Origin of the sequence: Arthrobacter sp. JUb119 (assembly GCF_024807995.1) — a bacterium.
Lineage (GTDB): Bacteria > Actinomycetota > Actinomycetes > Actinomycetales > Micrococcaceae > Glutamicibacter.
In genome coordinates this window covers 492,344-509,377 of sequence record NZ_JANUFE010000003.1, presented here as the reverse complement: position 1 = coordinate 509,377, position 17,034 = coordinate 492,344, and the positions used below count along the sequence as shown (strand labels likewise).

Below are 17,034 nucleotides of genomic sequence, written 5' to 3'. Positions count from 1 at the left end.
GGGGATGGGTGATCGGTGATGGGTGATCAGCTGGTGGGCGGGTTATCGGGACGGTGGGCGGATGGCGATGGTGCGCGAGCATTGCGCGGCCAGCTGCGGGTCATGGGTGATCAGCAGCAAGGCAATGCCCGAGTTGGCGGCGGTGGAGAGCAGCTGGCCGGCGACTGCCTGGGCGGTGTCCGGATCCAGGGCGCTGGTCGGCTCGTCCGCCACCAGCACCGAGGGGTTCACCGCCACGGCGCGGGCCAGCGCGGCCCGCTGCAACTGTCCTCCGGAGAGCTGGTGCGGGCACCGATCCAGCAGCGCCGTGTCGAATTGCGCCAGCTCGGCAGCCCGGTCGATGCCCGTTCCGGGGCCGGCTGGGGGAGCCAACCGGTGGATGGCCTGCTGCAGCGAGGTGCGGATGCTCCAGCGCGGCACGAAGGCGGCGGCAGGATCCTGGGGCACGCCCTGGACCAGCCGGCGGCGTGCTGGCGCGTGGCTGCGCTTCGGTGCGCTCCAGTGCTGGCCCAGCACGCGGATTTCTCCGGAGTCCGGCAGTTCCAGGCCCAGCACGATGTCGGCCAGGGTGGATTTGCCGGCGCCGGACGGCCCGGTGACGGCCACCGATTCGCCCGGGGCCAGCGTGAAGCCAAGGGGCTCCAGGACCAGTCGGCGGGCTGCGCCGTGCCCGCGCAGTGCGCTGAGCGCGGATACTTCCAATGCGGGGATGCTCAAGCCGGTACCCGTTCCAGCCGGGGCGCGCGGGTGCTGGCGATCTTCCCGGAGTCCAGGACTAGGTGCCGGGTGGCCAGTGCCTGGGCAACTGCCGCGTCGTGGGTGACCAGCACCAGGGCCTGCTGCTGGCCCAGCAGGGTGCCCAGCAGTTCCAGGATGAGGTCCCGGGCGGTGTGGTCCAGGGCGCTGGTCGGTTCATCGGCAAGGATCACCGGGGCCTGGCTGAGCACGGCCAGGGCTATGGCGGCGCGCTGTGCTTGCCCTCCGGAGAGTTCTGCGGGACGTCGTGCGAGCAGTTGCGGATCGCCCAGCCCGGCGTCTTGCAGGATGCCGCGGACTTGCTGCGCGCTGGCGCCGGTGGCCTTGCGCAGTTGCCGTCCCAGCGGCAGCAGCGGATGCAGGGCGTCCTGGCCGCGCTGCGGGATGTAGCCGATGCGCGTTGATCCGGGAGTGCGGGTTCCGGTGAATTCCAGTCCGGGTGCCCAGTTCCCGGTGATCATCGACAGCAGCAGCGACTTGCCAGCACCCGACGGGCCGGTGATGACCACGCGCTCGCCGGGAAGAAGCATGAACTCCTCGACGTCGAGCAGCGGGCTGGCGGCGCCGGGCAGTCCCAGGCGCGCGTTACGCAGGCACAAGGCCGGGCTGGGCGGCAGTGGGGCGCGGGGCTGGCGGGCGAGCCCGGGCTCTTCAAGAGTCATAATGAGAATCATTATCACTTAAGTTTTCTCGGCAGCGCAAATCAGCCTGCGGGATCGGCAAGGCGGCCGTGGCGGGCCGCGGCTGCTGGCCAAGCTGGGTGAATTCGCCTAATTTTCCGGTTCCATATCGTTCCTTGGCGCTTGTGCATACCGTGGAATCAGGGTGCGGCAGCAAACTGAGCAAGAGGAGAAAGCGATGATGGAGTCGTTATGGCAGGCGAAGCGTTCTTCCGGTGGCACCGGCCAATTCCAGCCGGGCGCAACCCATGACGCCATCGTCGTGTGCCCTGGGCTCACCGGGTCCGCTACGCAGGACCTCGCTGCCATTGACTCGAGGACTGGCACCGGAGGGGACTAGGTGTCTGGAAAAGCAATTCGACGCCCGCGGGCCCGCCGAGTATTCATCGGCTGTAACCAAGGAATGATTTCGGAAAGTGCAGGGATGATGATTCACTGGAATTTCAAGTTCATCCGCCGTTCACCTTGGACCCCAGGAGAAGTTTTGCGAACCACCGGACCTGCCCGGCCACCTCTGCCTCGAACCGCCGCTTTCACCGCGATTGCCAGCATGGGCCTGGTCCTGCTGCTTTCGGGCTGCGGGTCGGACTACCCGCTGGGAGAAGAGCAGCGCAAGGCCGCTGAATCGAATAGCTCTAGCCTCCAAGGCACGCTGACCGGCGGCGGATCCACCGCGCAGAATTCCGCCATGAACGCTTGGACCACCGAATTCTCCACCATGCACCCCCAGGTCCAGGTGCAGTACGCCTCGGTGGGCTCCGGCGCCGGACGCGCCGGGCTCCTGGCAGGCGGCACCGAATTCGCCGGATCCGACGCTTACCTGAAGGAAGAGGAAGTCCAGCGCTCCATCGAGACCTGTGGCCCGCAGGGTGCGATCAATATCCCGGCGTATATTTCCCCGATCAGCATCGCCTTCAACCTGCCGGGCATCAAGGAATTGAACATGGATGCCCCAACGATCGCCAGGATCTTCTCCGGTGAGATCCGCTCCTGGCAGGACCCGGCCATCGCCCAGCTGAACCCGCAGGTCCAGCTGCCCGACCTGCCGATCACCGGGGTGGCGCGCGCCGACGATTCGGGCACGACCGAGAACTTCACCGAGTACCTGCATGCGGTTGCTCCCGAAGCCTGGCCGCACGAGCCGGATGGCGGCTGGCCGGATGCCACCGGCCTGGAGAAGGCCCAGGGCAATGCCGGTGTGGTGACCACCGTGACCCGCGCCGTGGGCGCGGTCACCTATGCCGATGACTCCCTGGTGGATAAGTCGCTGGGCAAGGTGAAGCTGAAGGTCGGCGAGGAATTCGTGGCAGTCAGCGGGGAATCAGCGGCCAAGGCAGTGGCCGAATCGGAACGGGTCCACGGCCGCGGTGAGCACGATATCGCTCTGGAGCTGGACCGCAAGACCACCGCCGCCGGCGCGTACCCGATGGTGCTGGTCTCCTACCTGCTGTTCTGCAGCGGCTACGAGGATCCGCAGACCGTGGAACTGGCCAAGACCTTCGGCCAGTACGTCGTCAGCGACCAGGGGCAGAAGACCGCAGCCGACTCGGCCAAGAGCGCGCCAATGCCGCAGCAGCTGGCCGAAGATGCCCGCGAAGCCATCGATTCGATCTCCGCGCGCTCCTGATTCGGGCGAACAGCCTTGCTGCATCCATCCGCAGGATGGATGCAGCAAGGCTAGCTATGCAGCAGCCTTGGCTGCCGCGCGGTACGCGCGATTTCGCGACCCGAGCAGCGCCGCGCCGATGACCGCGGCTAGCAGCGAGCCGCACAGCACTCCGACCTTCACGTACTGCGCTTCCTCGCCGCCCTGGCCGAAGGCCAGCTCGCCGACCAGCAGGGAGACGGTGAAGCCGATGCCTGCCACGAAGGACAGCCCCAGCACATCAGGCCATTTGATGCTGCCATCCAGCTTGATTCCCGGGAGCCTGGTGATCAGGAAGGTGGCGGCGGTGATGCCCATCGACTTGCCCAGCACCAGGCCGGCAATGATGCCCAGCGCCACCGGGCTGGCCAGCGCTTCTCCCAGTCCGGACAGGCCGCCGACCGGAACACCGGCGGCGAAGAAGGCGAACACCGGAATGGCGATGATGGAGGAGGGAATGGACCACCGGTCCGCGAAGTGGGCGGCCAGGCCTTCGTGGATCGCTTCGCCCTGCTCGGTGCTCCCGGTGCGCACATGCGCCCGCTGGGTGGCAATCACCGGAACCATGAAGCCCAGCAGCACGCCGGCCACCGTGGCGTGGATTCCCGAGGCATGCACCAATGCCCAGACGGTGGCGCCGAGCGGGATCAGGACCCACCAGGCGCGGACCCCGCGCTGCACTGCCAGCGCGAATGCCGCCAGTGGCAGCAGCGCGAGGAGCAGCGGCAGCCAGGCCAGGTCATCGGTGTAGAAAATGGCGATGATGGAAATGGCCAGCAGGTCATCGACCACCGCCAGCGTGAGCAGGAAGGTGCGCAGGGCAGGGGGCAGGAACTTGCCCACCACTGCGATCACGGCGATCGCGAAGGCGATATCAGTGGCTGCGGGGATTGCCCAGCCGTTGATGGCGGAGCTTCCCGATGCGGAGATGACAAGGACGTAGAACAGTGCCGGCAGCGCCACGCCGCCTACGGCTGCGGCCACCGGAACGATCGCCGTGCGCGGATTGCGCAATTTGCCGACAACGAATTCTTCCTTGAGTTCCAAGCCGACAACGAAGAAGAAGATGGCGAGCAGGCCGTCAGCGGCCCAGGCTCCGACCGAGAGATTCAAGTGCAGGGACTCGGGGCCGAAACGGAAGTCGCGCAACCCCTCGTACCATGGGGCTGCAGGGGAATTGGCCAGGACCAAGGCGGCGAGGGTGGCGCAGAGCAGCAGCAGCCCGCCCATCGAGTCCTGCTTGAGGGTTTGGCGGATTCCACGCCACAGGGCGTGGGGTGCTTGGCGGGATACGCCAGTTGAGGGGTATGGCAAAGTAACGGGTCTTTCTGGGATCCGGGAAAAGGGCACGAGGGCGCGCGGAATCCACAGGAGAAAAACCAGGAATCGGGACCGCGCAACTAGTGGCGCGGTGGCGGGCAGCCGGCGATCTCGCCGTGGGCGTTGGTTCCCCAGGAACTCAACCACCCATTGGTGCCGCTGGCTAGCTTGGTCAGCAGTTTTCCCTTGGGGAAAACGGCAGCGAGAAGCCGCTGCGCATGCGTTGAGACAACCAGAGCCATGCTTCCAGTCTACAGACCAGCGATGCATTGGCCTAACTCGAGACGTCCCGGCTGCCGTGGGCCCGACGCTAATGCATCAGGCTGGCGAACATCTTCAAGCGCACCGCCTTGGCGGTGGCCATGTGCGCCTGGATGAGTCCGCTGGCCTTGGCGCTGTCGCGCTCGCGGATGTTCTCCACGATGCGCTGGTGCTCCTCCAGCGCATCGGTCCACCGCGAGCCGACCGAGAGCGTGGATGTAGGGGCATGGATCTGGTGGGTGGCCAGGCGCTCCAGCAGATCCTCCAGCACCGGGTTGTGCGCGGCGCGCCAGAGCGCGCGGTGGAACTCGATGTTGGTGGCCAAGCGGGTGGCGTCATCTGGTTCGGCCAGTGCGCGGTCCCGGTCAACCAGGGCCTGCAGCCGCATCAGGTCCACTTCGGTGCGCACCGAGGCGGCTTCCTGGGCGGCCTGGCCCTCGAGCAGGATGCGCAGGTCGTAGACCTGCATGATCTGCTCGGGGTCGATTTCCTTGACGAAAAGACCGCGGGCGCGGCGTTCCAGCAACCCTTCATGCAGCAGGCGGGTCAGGGCTTCGCGCACCGGGGTGCGGGAAACTCCAAAGCGTTCTGCCAGGGCGACCTCGCGCAGGGCATCCCCGGGCTGGAATGCGCCTTGCAGCAAGTCGTCCTTGAGCTGGGCATGGATTGAATCCGAATCGAGCTTGGCCATGATCCCCATTCTCGTCTAAGGCTGGATGGCGGGTAAAACCATTGTTCCGCCAGTACAGGCGTACTGGCGGAACAAGGGGATTTAGTACTTAGGCAAGGTTACCGGCACGCCGGCCGAAGACCACACCGGCAGCCAGGCCGGAACCGCCCGGGTAGTTGGCCGAGAACAGGCCGCCGAGCATTTCGCCGCAGACGTACAGGCCTTGGATGATCTTGCCGTTCTCGTCCAGCACCTGGCCGTCGGTGTTGCCCTTCAGGCCACCGAAGGTGAACGTGATGCCGCAGGTGACCGGGTAGGCGTAGAACGGGCCGGTCTCAAGCGGGTTGGCCCAGTTGCTCTTAGGCGGAGTTACCTTCGCGGCGCGCCCATCGAGCACGTTCGGGTCGTAGGCGATGGAGGTGTCGATGGAAGCATTGAATTCCGAGACGGTCTTGGATAGCGCCGCTGGATCCACGCCGATCTTCTGCGCCAATTCCTCAACGGTGTCGGCGATGACCTCGGAGATCTCCGGCATCTCGTACTCTTCGGCGCGCAGCATCGGACGCAGCGAAGCGTCGAAGACCTGGTAGGCGATGGAGTCCGGCTGCTGCAGGATCACCTTGCCGTACTTGGCGTAGGTCAGGTTGCGGAAGTCCGCGCCTTCATCCAGGAAGCGCTCGCCGCGGTTGTTCACGATGATCCCCAACGGGTAGGACTGGCGGGTCAGGCGGTTGGTCAGCTCGCGGTTGGATTCGTTCTTCGGGGTCAGCGCGTCCCATTGGACCGAGTGGCAGGTGCTCCAGTCCCCGCCCTTGGCAGCGCCGATTTCCAGGCCGGCGGCCAGCATCTCGCCATTGTTGAATGGGGTGCCGCGGACCTTGGCGTTCTGCCAGCCTTCGCCCAGGTGCTCCTGGCGCCATTGCGGGCTGGATTCGAAGCCGCCAGCGCCGAGGATGACCGACTCGGCGCGCAGTTCCTGCTCTTCGCCGTTGGCGCGGACCTTGACGCCCACCACCTTGCTCTCTTCCACGATCAGGCCGTAGACGTCCTGCTCGAAACGGACTTCGGTGCCCAGCTTCTGGGCTACTTCCAGGTGGTCCTTCATCAGGCCTTCGCCGCCGTCGACGTTGCCCACGTGCAGGCCGCCCCAGAACAGGTAGCCGCCCTCGGGGGTCTTGTAGGTCTGGCGTTCGTACATCAGCCGGTACTTCAGGCCCAGAGATTTGAGCCAGCGCAGGCCGGGTGCTGCTTCCTTGACCAGGACTTCGGCCATTTCCTTGTCGTTGCGGCCTTCGGTTACCTTGGCGATGTCGCCGGCGTAGTCGGCCTCGGAGTAGGGCGGAACTTCGGAGAGCGGGTGGCGCTCATCGAATTCGACCAGGTCCTGCAGGTCTTCCAGGCCGTTGTGCGCGATGCGGGTTGCGCCTGCGGTGTAGTAGCTGTTGCCACCGAACTGGTCGCGGGGTGCCTTCTCCAGGAGCAGTACCTTGCGGCCGCGGGTCACTGCTGCGTGTGCTGCGGTGAAGGCCGCGTTGCCGCCGCCGACCACGATGACGTCTGCGACGTTGGCAGCGGTTTCCTGAGCATGGGTTGTCATGGGATGACCTTTCGGAAATGAAGACGTGGGAAAACGTGGATCCGAAATTAGTGTATACACTAATGTGCATTAAAAGCCAGTGGAGTGCAGGAAATTTAGCCGACCCACGAATACCGGTGCTCGGGACGGCCTGCCGAACCGTAGCGCGGACGCAGCTGAGCCTTGCCCGCCGTGACCAGGAAGTCCAGGTAGCGCCGGGCACTGACCCGGGAGATCCCGCAAATTTCGGCAACCTCCAAGGAAGACAAGGTGCCATCCGGCTGGCCCGGTGCGCTCCGCAAGGCTTCTCCGATCAGCGCCATGGTCGGTGCGGTGAAGCCCTTGGGCAACCGCTCGGTTTGCGCGCCGGTAACTGCCCCGGGTGCAAGTTCGAGGACTTCGGGGATCCTGGCCTCCCCTCGTCCACTGGCGGCCTGGAGCAGCTGGTCGATCTCGGCCTGGCCCAGCTCGTCGATCTGCTCCTCTGGCTGCGCCACTGCTTCGGGCTGCTCCGAAACGCGCTGGGCATAGAGCGCCAGGCGCTGCTTGAACTCGTCCACGGTGAAGGGCTTGACCAGATAATCCTCGACGCCGTGGCCCACTGCTTGGCGCACCGCATCGCGTTCATTGTTGGCGGTAATCATGATGACATGCGCGTCGGATCCAGCTGCGCGCAGCTGGGCCAATACTTCCAGCCCGGTCAGATCCGGCAGGTGCACATCGAGCAAGACCAGATCCACCTGACCGGACTGCACAAAGGGAACCACGCCGGAACCGCGCTCCAGCACGCCGACCACTTCAAAATGCTCCATGCCCTGCAGATAGCGGCGGTGCAGCCCGGCCACTGCGAAGTCGTCATCGACCACGAGTGTCTTAATCATTGAAGTAATCTCCTTGCACGGGAATGGGAATGCTCTGCTTAACCATAGGTCCCTTCAACGGAGGCCAGGCGGCGATGACCTCGGCTCCGCCCAGATCGCTGGACCCGAACTTCAGCACGCCACCGCGCCGGGTCCGGATGCGGTCGACCAGGGCCAGGCCGATGCCCCGTCCGTGGACTGCGCCCGGCGCGCCGGTCTTGCTGCTGTAGCCAAGCTGCACCAGGCGGGCCGCCTCGCCTTCCTTGATGCCCGGGCCGGAATCGCTGACCGCGATGCGCACGCCGGTGGGCCCGGCGTTCAAGTGCAATGACACCACGCCGCCATCGCCGGCGGCCTCGATGGCGTTGGCCAGCAGGTTCGCGGCGACGGTGATGGCATCGTCGTCAATTACGGTTCCGGGCACCACTGCGGAGAACGGGTGCAGTTCCAGCCGGACCCCGGCTTCGCTGGCCACGGCCTGCTTGGCAACGAAGAGCGCTGACAGGGTGGGGTCGCCCAGATGCGTTTCCGGATGCTCGCCGCGAGCGCCGGAGAAACGCTGGATATGCTCCTTGGCTTCTTCGTATTCGCCGATGGACATCAGCCCCGAGAGCAGGTGCAAGCGGTTGGTGAATTCGTGGGCCTGGGCGCGCAGCGTATCGGCCAAGGACCTCTGGCCGCGCAACTCGCGCAAGGTCTCTTCCAGCTCGGTATGGTCGGTCAAGGTCAGGGTGCGTCCATAGTGCTTGGGACCCAGCATCGCCTCGCGGCGGGTGGCAATCAGCACCCGTTCTCCGGAAAGCACGTTCTGCACCGATTCGGCCTCGGGGGAGTCGCTGCGCAGCAGGTCCACCAGGCTCTGGTCCAGGACCTCTTCGGCTTGCTGGCCCACAGTGTCTTCGGGAAGATCCAGCAACCGGCGCGCTTCGCCGTTGACCAAGGTGAGCCGGCCGTTGCCATCCACGCCCAGCACGCCGTCGCTGACTCCGTAGAGCACGGCCTGCTGCGCCTGCTTCAGCGAATCCACCTCTTCGGGATCAACCCGGTAGATCCTGCGGATGGCCCGTTCCACCAGCGCGGCCGCCAGGGAGCCGATGGCCACGGCCAGGATAATCCACGGCGCGAATGCCCAGACGATATCAACCAGGCTGGCGCGCACCTTGCTTTGCAGGATGCCCACGGAGATGGTGCCAACGATCTTCCCCTCATCGAAGACCGGTTGCTTCACCCGCAGGGTGACGCCCAGGGGGCCTTCCTCCACACCTCTGAAGGTTTCGCCGTTGCGGATGGATTCGTGATCCGAGGAAACCGGCTGGCCGATGGACCCGGGATCGGGGTGGGCCACGCGGATGCCGTTCAGATCGGCAATGGTCACATAGTCCACTCCGGATGCCGATTCGGCCAGGTGGGCCAGCGGGGCGACGACTTCGGCTGCGTTTTCGGGATCTTTTGCCAGCGCGTGGCCAATCGGGGCCAGCCGGGCCGTTTCCTCGGCCACCAGGGCGACGCGGCTGAAAGCGCTGTCCTCCACCCGGTTGATCTCGAAGCGCATCACGATCACCGAAACTGCCAGCAGCGTGATCAGCACGATGGCTAATTGCAGGAACAGGATGCGAACCCGGAAGCGCTGGCTGTTCTTTATCCATTGCATGGTGGACCCGCTTGCTCCCGTTGTTTTTATTTTCTTAATTGCCAGTTATGACCAGAACCGCATTCCCGGTGTGTTTCGGCTCACTTTGACTGCACACTGGGAAAGGCCGCACCGGGAATCGGTGAGGTGAATCACTAACAATGAGGTTACGGAAAATGGTGAGCAAACGCAGCTTGAGCCGGTCCCTGTACGGCGTTGTCGTCGTGGCGGTAGCGGGACTCGCATTCACCAACGCGGCAGCGTCGGGCGGAGAGTCCTCGGCGCGGAACAAGTTGGTCATCATGGCCCCTGCCTCGCCCGGCGGCGGCTGGGACGGCTTCGCCCGTGAAGCCCAGCAGGCACTGAAGTCCATCGGCGCAGTGAACAACGTGCAGGTCACGAACATCCCCGGAGCTGGCGGCACCATCGGCTTGAGCCAATTCGTGCAGATGACCGGGCGCCACGACATGCTCATGGCCACCGGCGGGGTGATGATCGGCGCCATCGAGCTGGCCAACTCCGAAGCCACCATGAAGGACGTGGAGCTGATCGCGCGCATGTCTGATGACTACGCGGTGCTGGTAGTGCCGGCCAAGTCCGAGATCAAGACCCTGGACGAGTTCATCGCGGCCTGGAAGAAGGACCCGGGGAAAACCTCGATTGCCGGCGGTTCGCTGGGTTCGATTGACCACCTGCTCACCGGTGCGGTGGCCCAGGAAGTGGGCATCGACCCGTCCAAGGCCAACTACATCGCCTACTCCGGCGGCGGCGAGGCACTGACCTCGATGCTGGCAGGCACCACCGTTGGCGGCATGTCCGGCTACAACGAAGTAGCTGACCAGATCGAAGCCGGAAACCTGCGGGCGCTGGCCATCTCCTCCGAAGAACGGCTGCCGGGGGTCGACGTCCCGACCTTCAAGGAACAGGGAGTTGACGCGGTCATGGCCAACTGGCGCGGCTTCGTCGGTGCCCCGGGCATCACCGAAGAGGACAAGCAGGTCTTCGTGGACATGGTCCACGAAATCCATGAATCCGAGCAGTGGAAAGATGCGCTGGAGCGCAATAACTGGACCGACAGCTTCATGATCGGCAAGGAATTCGAAGACTACGTGGACAGCGAAATCGAAGTCACGGAACAAATCGTCAAGGGACTGGGACTATGAGCATTCAAGCACCCCAAGCAACAGAGGGCACCGGCAACGGCACCGGCACCCGCCGTAACGCCGCCCCTGCCCAGAGCTTCTTCAGCGGGCGCAGCGAACTGATCGTCCCGGCTCTGGTACTGGCCCTGGCGGTCTTCCTGACTTGGCAGACCGCCACCATGGAGGTACTGGGCAAGTCGGTCCCCGGCCCGCAGTTCTTCCCGACCATTGTGTGCGTGCTGCTCTACGGCGTGGTCATCGCCCACACCATCCAGATTTTCCGCTCCCCGCGCGGCGGCGCAGCCGCGCCGGCCGCGGAAGAAAAGCAGTACAAGACCCAGTCGGACTGGAAGACCATGGGCATGGTGGTTGCCGGCGTCGTCGGCTTCATCCTGATCCTGCCTTATGCCGGCTGGATCCTCAGCGCGGCAGCCCTGTTCTGGGTCGTTGCCCGCGCACTGGGCAGCAAGAAAGCGCTATTCGACGTGAGTATTGCACTGCTCTTCTCTTGCGTGATCCAGCTGGCTTTCAACGCCGGACTGGGATTGAACCTGCCTGCGGGATTCTTGGAAGGACTGCTCTAGATGGAACAGATCAATCTGCTGCTTGAGGGATTCTCAAACGCACTGACCCCAATGAACTTGCTGTGGGTGCTGCTTGGCGCCCTGCTGGGCACCGCCGTAGGCGTGCTGCCCGGCCTGGGCTCGGCAATGGCCGTGGCGCTGCTGCTGCCTATTACCTTCTCGCTGGATCCCACCGCGGCATTCATCATGTTCGCCGGCGTCTACTACGGCGGGCTGTTCGGCGACTCCACCTCCGGCATCCTGCTCAATACGCCGGGCAATTCCTCGGCGATCGCCTCGACCTTCGAAGGCCACCGGATGGCCCGCAGCGGCCTGGCCGCCAAGGCCCTGGCAACTGCGGCCATGGGCGCCTTCATTGGCGGCCTGCTGGCCACCACCGTCGTGGTGTTCTTCGCCCCGACCCTGGTCAAGCTGGCCACCGCTTTCGGTCCGGCTGAATACTTCGCGCTGGCGGTCTTCGCCTTCCTTGCAATCTCTTCGGTGGTTTCCGACTCGATCGTCAAGGGCCTGGTGGCCCTGGGTATCGGATTGGTCTTGGCCATGGTCGGGGTGGATGGGCCTTCGGGAACCATCCGCTACACCCTGGGCCTGCCGCAGCTCTTCGACGGCATCTCCATTGTGGTGATCACCGTGGGCCTGCTGGCCCTGGGCGAAGTACTGCACATTGCCTCGCGCATCCACCGCGATCCGGAAGCCGTGAAGATCAAGCCGAGCGGCCGTCCGCGCCTGCACCGCCACGACATCAAGAAGGCCCTGCCGGCATGGCTGCGCGGTACCGCTTTCGGCCTGCCGTTCGGCATCATCCCTGCTGGCGGTTCCGAGGTGCCGACCTTCCTGGCCTACGGCACCGAAAAGCGCCTGGCCAAGCGCCGCGGCGATATCGAATTCGGCCAGATCGGTTCCATCCGAGGCGTGGCTGCTCCGGAAGCCGCTGGCAACGCCACCGCGGGCACCGCCATGGGCGCCTTGCTGGCCCTGGGCCTGCCCACCAGCGCTACTGCGGCCATCATGATCGCCGCCTTCCAGCAGTACGGCATGCAACCAGGCCCGCTGCTGTTCGAACGCAGCGGCCCCATGGTGTGGACCCTGCTGGCCTCGCTGTTCATCGGATTGGTGATCCTGCTGGTCATGAACATGCAGTTCGCGGTGCTGTGGGCCAAGCTGTTGCTGGTCCCGCGCCACTACCTGTACGCAGGCATTACCGTGCTCTCGGTCCTCGGCGTCTACGCCATCAGCGCCGCGCTGCTGGATCTGTGGATCCTGCTGGGTGTGGGACTGGTTGGGTTCGTGATGCGACGCTACGAGATCCCCTTGGCTCCAGTACTGATTGCAGTGATCCTCGGCCCGCTGGCCGAAACCGAGCTGCGCCGTGCACTGACCGTCTCGGAAGGCGATGCGGGCATCCTGGTTTCCAGCGGAATCACGATTACCCTGTACTCGATCCTCGCACTGACGCTGGCATTCACCGCCTACAAGCACGTGCGTGCTAGCAAGAAGGCCAAGGAAGATGCCCAGCTGATCAACGCCTGATCATCTCCTTTACAGCACAGCAGGCCTTGCCGCCTCCACCGCGGCAAGGCCTGCTGTGCGCGTTCAAGGCCCATGGCAGCGCGGCGAAAGCCCGATCCGAAGCCGGCAGCTGGATGCTTCCTGACTGCGGCTTGCCTGCGGTAGCTGCCCAGAGCACAGTGGGCTGTGGACGATGAAAGGAGCATGAATATGCCAGACCTAGCAGGCAAGAAAGTTCTTGCGGCAGTTTCCAACCGCGGAGTCGAGCAGGATGAGCTGAAGAAGCCAGTGGAGCACTTGCGCCAAGCCGGTGCGGAAGTGGTGATCGCGGCCCCGGAGGCCGGCCAGGTCAAGTCGCTGGTCGGCGATTGGGATCTGGGGGAGGTCTTCGAAGCCGGTGAAGCGCTGGCGGCAGTGAACGAACAGGATTTCGACCTGCTGCTGATCCCCGGCGGGACGCTGAATGCCGACAATCTCCGCTTGGATGCCGATGCCCAGCGCATTGCCAAGTCCTTTGCCGGTTCGGGCCGGCCGATCGCTTCCATCTGCCATGGGCCATGGCTGCTGGTGGAAACCGGATTGGCCAAGGGCAAGACCTTGACCTCGTACACCTCGATCAAGACCGATGTCGTCAATGCCGGCGGCACTTGGAAGGACGAACAGGTTTTCCGCTGCCCGGCAAACGGCTTCGTGCTGATTACCTCGCGCAATCCAGGCGACCTTGATGCGTTCAACAGCGCCATTGCCGCGGAGCTCGGCTCCTAGCAATTGGCCGCCAGCCGGCCAAGCCGCCGTCTAAGCCAGCCTTCCGGACGGCGGCTTCGCTGCGCTGGACCGGAGCCCGCCTTCCAGGGCTTTGGCGATCGAAGCGCACGCCACCACGCTGTGGTTGTCGCGTATTTTCCCACCTGTGGAGGCAGGAACATGGCTGCAGATTATGACGAGGTTCGTCCGGATTTCGCCGCGGCGTCCGAGAAGACGCTCAAGGACGTGCAACAAGCCGATGCCCCCGACGCGAAGAGCGTTGTGGCCGAGCTTGAAGAAACCGACCTTTCCGATGGCGTGGAGCTCCCTGGCGCCATCGTCGAGGAAGAGCTGAGCGTTGAAGTCCTCCCGCAAGCAGCGGATGAGTTCCTCTGCGCCAGTTGCTTCACTATCCGCCATCGCAGCCAAGCCGTGCAGAAGACTGGCCTAGGCGTCATCTGCCGCGACTGCGCCAGCGAACTCGCCTAGATTCCTGGGATTCCCAGAATCCCGGCGTCCGGCGATCTTGGCGTTCCAAGACGTTGGGCATGGCGATGACGCTGAGGGCTTTGCCATGGACTGCATGGAAAAGCGGACACCCCGGCATGCCGGGGTGCCCGCCTCAGCAATTCAGCATCTGGTCAAGCCGCGTGCGGGTCCCGATGCTGTCCGGTCGCCTTGCGGGAGAGGAGCAATCCCAAGATGATCATGAGCGCACCGAGCCCCAGATGCAGCCAGTTATCGGCATCGTTCAGCGGGATGAAGTTGGCGGCGCTGTCGAAATCAATGACCAGCCCGTAGACCCATAGGGCCAGGTAGATGATTCCGCCGCCAATGAGGTAGCTGCGGGCAGCAGGCACGGTTCGCGCCATCAGGTAGCCGGCAACACCGAAGAGCAGATGCACGGCATTGTGCAGGTACGAGACCTGGAAGATGCCCAGCAACTTGGCTTCAGAGTGGTGGCCGGCACCAGAGAGCGATTCGTAGTTGGTGGTGATTCCCGGAATGAATCCGAGGACACCGACCAGGAAGAACACGATGCCGACCGCCAGGGCGGCCTTTTGCACCATCGGACGTGTTGCTATGACAGGATCTTTTGGATGTTCCATGATCTTGCTCCTTCATTCTGGCTGTTGCGATCGGAAGGAAACGTTGGCCCGGTATGCCGGCCGCCGTCATGCTAGCCACGCTAGGGGATTGCCGGCTGGATGGCACGGGAATCTTCCAGTACCTAGGGAACGTCCAGCAACGGAGGTGCGTGGATCGGGGCGGAACCCGGCACCCGCCGGATTCCGCCCCGATCACCGCTGCGTGCAGGTTCAGCTCCTGCGCTAAGCCAGCGCGCCGGCGCTAGCGGGTTTGCCGGCCGCCTTCCCAGCCCTCAGCCTGCACCTGTTCCTTGCGCAACTGCGCTTCGAGGCGTTCTTCCTCGATGACTGTTTCCTTTTCCAGGCTGACCCGCTCAACTGGCTCAACAGTCTTCTCTACGACGGGGCGCTCCTCGTGCAAGGTCACCTCCTGCTCGTCTTCAGCCAGTTCTCCGCTGGTGCCAGCGGCTTCGGAATCCGTGATGGGCTCGCGCTCAAGCCGAACTTCCTCATGGCTCACCGGCACCGTGGTGGCCACACCCTCGGTGACCACGTGCTTGCGCAGGCGCACCTTGCCGGTTTCCACGCTTTCGGTTCCCACATGCAGCCGCTCCTCGGAACGGATGGCAGAGGCCTGGGAAGTGCCGGCCACCGGATCACGTTCGTCTTCCCGCGAATACTCGGCGCGGGCATCGGTCTCCGGGACGCCGGGCTGCACGGCGGCCTGGTCCGCTTCCTGGTAGGACAGGCTGTAGTAGTGGTAGAGCTCCTGTTCCTGCTCTGGGGTGAGCTGGCCCTCCGGATCGATGTTCGGGGCGTCCTTGACGGTCTGCTTGCCATAGGGCACCGAGAGCGTATCGCCGGCGACGGTTGCCTGGCTGAGCGGAACGAAGCTCTCGGAGAGGCCGAAGAGGCCCGTGCGGACGGTCGCCCATTCCGGCCGCCCGCTGCGGTCGTCAAGAAAAATCTGGCCGAATTTGCCGATCTTCTGGCCGTCGGGGCCAATGACGGTGCCGCCAATTGCGCTGAGTTCCTGAAGTTGTTCTGTGCTGATCATGGGTCTGTCCTCCTGCTGCGTTCGACTTCGGATCAATCCAGTAATTCCAGTCCGGCTGGCCAGTGGCCGGCCGGCTGAAGCTGCGCCTCCAAGTGGGCGTGACGGCCCGCAGCTTGGCTTCTTGCAGTGCATTGACAAGCCACGGTGATTAGAGCGTGGCACACTTTGCAAGCCCTTGCACTCGGGCTTGTGCTTGCATGGCCGCAAGCTCAGTAGCAGCTGTGAAAAGCGGTCAGCAGGTGCCCGGGGCAGCTATCGGGCGTAGGGCGAGGCGGGTGAACGGGCGCCTGAGAACAGCCGCGTCCGCACCTGCGGCGAAGCTGGAAAATCGCTGGGTTTCCTGCCGGGAACGGCCGTCGGGGCCAGCTGCCGTCTAATGTTCAGTTCGTATTGCTGTACAGGGAAGGCGAACCAGCATCCATGACCAGGACCTTTGGGATCGAAGAGGAATTCTTCCTCGTGGATCCGGAAACTGCCGCCCCGGTGCCGATGTCCGACGAACTCAGCGCCCAGCTGCTTGGCCTCGATCTGCAGGGCACCACGGTCCACCGCGAACTTCTGGCCAGCCAGCTGGAAATCGTCACCGGGATCTGCACCTCTGCGCAAGAAGCCGTGGAAGCGCTGGTGCGGCGGCGCGCCGCCATTGACCGGATCTGCCGCGAACACCAGGTGCTTCCCTTTGCGTCGGGAACGGCGCTGGGGCTTCCGAGCTCTACGGAGTTCACCAAGGGCCAGCGCTACGCAACCATCCACGAGTTCGTCCCGGGGATCGCCCGCGAGCATTTCATCAACGGACTGCACATCCATGTGCATGTCCCGGATGCCGCCGCCGGAGTCCGGGCGCTGAATGCCTTGCGCGGCTGGTTGCCGCTGATTGCGGGAATGGGCGCGAACTCTCCCATCTGGAACGGGGAGCCGACCGGCTTCGCGTCGTGGCGGACGGTGCACTACCGCAGATGGTCTGCGGCAGGCATCCCGCCGGCGTTTGCGACGGCGCAGGAATACCAGCAGCGCATTGAGGACATGATCACCTCCGGGGCGTTGCTTGATCCGGGACATATCGGCTGGTTTGCCCGCTTATCGGTGAACCATCCGACCATTGAAGTGCGGGCGGCGGACACGCAGATGGCAGCCGGCGAATCCGTGGCCCTGGCTTTGCTCATCCGGGCCATCGTGGATACTGCCTCGGCAACACAGAACCCCGCCAGCACGGCAGCGTCCGAGGTTCTCGACCTGGGCCTGTGGCAAGCGGCGAAGTCGGGGGTGGAAGGCACCTATTTCGATAGCGAATCCAGGACCCCCGTGCCTGCCAAGGCCATGATCCAGCGGGTGCTCGATTACGCGGGCCGTCAATTGCAGCGCAATGGCGATGAACAGTTCGTGGCCGATTACCTGGACTCGCTCGCGAATCTCGGCAATGGCGCCACGCGCCAACTCGAGAGCTGGAACCAGGGCGGAGCGAAGCAGGTCGTGGCTGATGCCGCCAAGCTGTTCGCGCAAGCCTGACAGGTT

At 64.5% G+C, this 17,034-nt stretch carries 18 protein-coding genes; 8 read left to right on the top strand and 10 right to left on the bottom strand.

The window, feature by feature from the left end; translation table 11 throughout:
- Positions 1 to 42 precede the first annotated feature (42 nt).
- On the bottom strand, positions 43 to 717 hold the full coding sequence (locus M2368_RS11335; RefSeq protein WP_133834755.1) for an ATP-binding cassette domain-containing protein: 675 nt from the start codon (positions 715 to 717) through the stop codon (positions 43 to 45).
- Positions 714 to 1,418 (bottom strand): ATP-binding cassette domain-containing protein, encoded by a 705-nt coding sequence (locus M2368_RS11330; RefSeq protein ID WP_105662163.1) that lies wholly within the window; start codon positions 1,416 to 1,418, stop codon positions 714 to 716. The genes M2368_RS11335 and M2368_RS11330 overlap by 4 nt, the downstream gene beginning before the upstream one ends.
- Positions 1,419 to 1,614: 196 nt before the next feature.
- On the opposite strand from M2368_RS11330, the gene M2368_RS11325 reads away from it, so the two are divergent.
- Positions 1,615 to 1,776 (top strand): hypothetical protein, encoded by a 162-nt coding sequence (locus M2368_RS11325; protein WP_166650852.1) that lies wholly within the window; start codon positions 1,615 to 1,617, stop codon positions 1,774 to 1,776.
- 210 nt (positions 1,777 to 1,986) lie between these two features.
- The gene (gene pstS / locus M2368_RS11320) at positions 1,987 to 3,063 is read left to right on the top strand and encodes a phosphate ABC transporter substrate-binding protein PstS (protein WP_498724523.1); all 1,077 of its coding nucleotides are present in this window, start codon (positions 1,987 to 1,989) and stop codon (positions 3,061 to 3,063) included.
- A 54-nt stretch (positions 3,064 to 3,117) separates the two neighbouring features.
- On the opposite strand, the gene nhaA is transcribed toward pstS, so the two are convergent.
- The 6 genes from nhaA to M2368_RS11290 form a co-directional block, all read right to left on the bottom strand.
- Positions 3,118 to 4,395, bottom strand: coding sequence for a Na+/H+ antiporter NhaA (nhaA, locus tag M2368_RS11315; protein ID WP_498724511.1), 1,278 nt, complete (start codon positions 4,393 to 4,395; stop codon positions 3,118 to 3,120).
- A gap of 86 nt (positions 4,396 to 4,481) precedes the next feature.
- A complete protein-coding gene (locus M2368_RS11310) occupies positions 4,482 to 4,643 on the bottom strand; it encodes a hypothetical protein (protein ID WP_166650850.1) in 162 nt (53 codons plus the stop codon).
- A gap of 68 nt (positions 4,644 to 4,711) precedes the next feature.
- The gene (locus M2368_RS11305) at positions 4,712 to 5,353 is read right to left on the bottom strand and encodes a GntR family transcriptional regulator (protein WP_498724510.1); all 642 of its coding nucleotides are present in this window, start codon (positions 5,351 to 5,353) and stop codon (positions 4,712 to 4,714) included.
- Between the two features lie 88 nt (positions 5,354 to 5,441).
- Entirely contained in the window at positions 5,442 to 6,929 is a 1,488-nt protein-coding gene (gene tcuA / locus M2368_RS11300; protein WP_498724509.1) for an FAD-dependent tricarballylate dehydrogenase TcuA, read from the bottom strand.
- A gap of 95 nt (positions 6,930 to 7,024) precedes the next feature.
- Positions 7,025 to 7,789, bottom strand: coding sequence for a response regulator (locus M2368_RS11295; protein ID WP_498724508.1), 765 nt, complete (start codon positions 7,787 to 7,789; stop codon positions 7,025 to 7,027).
- Positions 7,782 to 9,419 (bottom strand): sensor histidine kinase, encoded by a 1,638-nt coding sequence (locus M2368_RS11290; RefSeq protein WP_498724507.1) that lies wholly within the window; start codon positions 9,417 to 9,419, stop codon positions 7,782 to 7,784. The genes M2368_RS11295 and M2368_RS11290 overlap by 8 nt, the downstream gene beginning before the upstream one ends.
- Before the next feature lie 155 nt (positions 9,420 to 9,574).
- Here M2368_RS11290 and M2368_RS11285 point away from each other — a divergent pair, with 155 nt between their 5' ends.
- The 5 genes from M2368_RS11285 to M2368_RS11265 all read left to right on the top strand — a co-directional run bounded on the left by M2368_RS11285 (position 9,575) and on the right by M2368_RS11265 (position 13,866).
- Entirely contained in the window at positions 9,575 to 10,561 is a 987-nt protein-coding gene (locus M2368_RS11285; protein WP_498724506.1) for a Bug family tripartite tricarboxylate transporter substrate binding protein, read from the top strand.
- Positions 10,558 to 11,124 carry a tripartite tricarboxylate transporter TctB family protein gene (locus M2368_RS11280; RefSeq protein WP_498724505.1) on the top strand — a complete coding sequence of 189 codons (567 nt, stop codon included), beginning with the start codon at positions 10,558 to 10,560 and terminating at the stop codon, positions 11,122 to 11,124. Before M2368_RS11285 ends, M2368_RS11280 begins: the two co-directional genes overlap by 4 nt.
- Positions 11,125 to 12,654 carry a tripartite tricarboxylate transporter permease gene (locus M2368_RS11275; protein ID WP_498724504.1) on the top strand — a complete coding sequence of 510 codons (1,530 nt, stop codon included), beginning with the start codon at positions 11,125 to 11,127 and terminating at the stop codon, positions 12,652 to 12,654.
- A 189-nt stretch (positions 12,655 to 12,843) separates the two neighbouring features.
- The gene (locus tag M2368_RS11270; protein WP_498724503.1) at positions 12,844 to 13,398 is read left to right on the top strand and encodes a type 1 glutamine amidotransferase domain-containing protein; all 555 of its coding nucleotides are present in this window, start codon (positions 12,844 to 12,846) and stop codon (positions 13,396 to 13,398) included.
- A 159-nt stretch (positions 13,399 to 13,557) separates the two neighbouring features.
- Complete coding sequence (locus M2368_RS11265) at positions 13,558 to 13,866, top strand: DUF4193 family protein (protein WP_105662132.1); 309 nt, start codon at positions 13,558 to 13,560, stop codon at positions 13,864 to 13,866.
- Between the two features lie 152 nt (positions 13,867 to 14,018).
- On the opposite strand, the gene M2368_RS11260 is transcribed toward M2368_RS11265, so the two are convergent.
- Both M2368_RS11260 and M2368_RS11255 read right to left on the bottom strand, forming a co-directional pair.
- On the bottom strand, positions 14,019 to 14,486 hold the full coding sequence (locus M2368_RS11260) for a DUF4383 domain-containing protein (protein WP_434689522.1): 468 nt from the start codon (positions 14,484 to 14,486) through the stop codon (positions 14,019 to 14,021).
- 241 nt (positions 14,487 to 14,727) lie between these two features.
- Positions 14,728 to 15,522, bottom strand: a complete 795-nt coding sequence (locus tag M2368_RS11255) for a YsnF/AvaK domain-containing protein (RefSeq protein WP_498724502.1) — start codon at positions 15,520 to 15,522, stop codon at positions 14,728 to 14,730.
- Positions 15,523 to 15,942: 420 nt separating this feature from the next.
- Between M2368_RS11255 and M2368_RS11250 the strand changes: the two genes are divergently transcribed.
- A complete protein-coding gene (locus tag M2368_RS11250) occupies positions 15,943 to 17,028 on the top strand; it encodes a carboxylate-amine ligase (RefSeq protein WP_498724501.1) in 1,086 nt (361 codons plus the stop codon).
- Positions 17,029 to 17,034 lie beyond the last annotated feature (6 nt).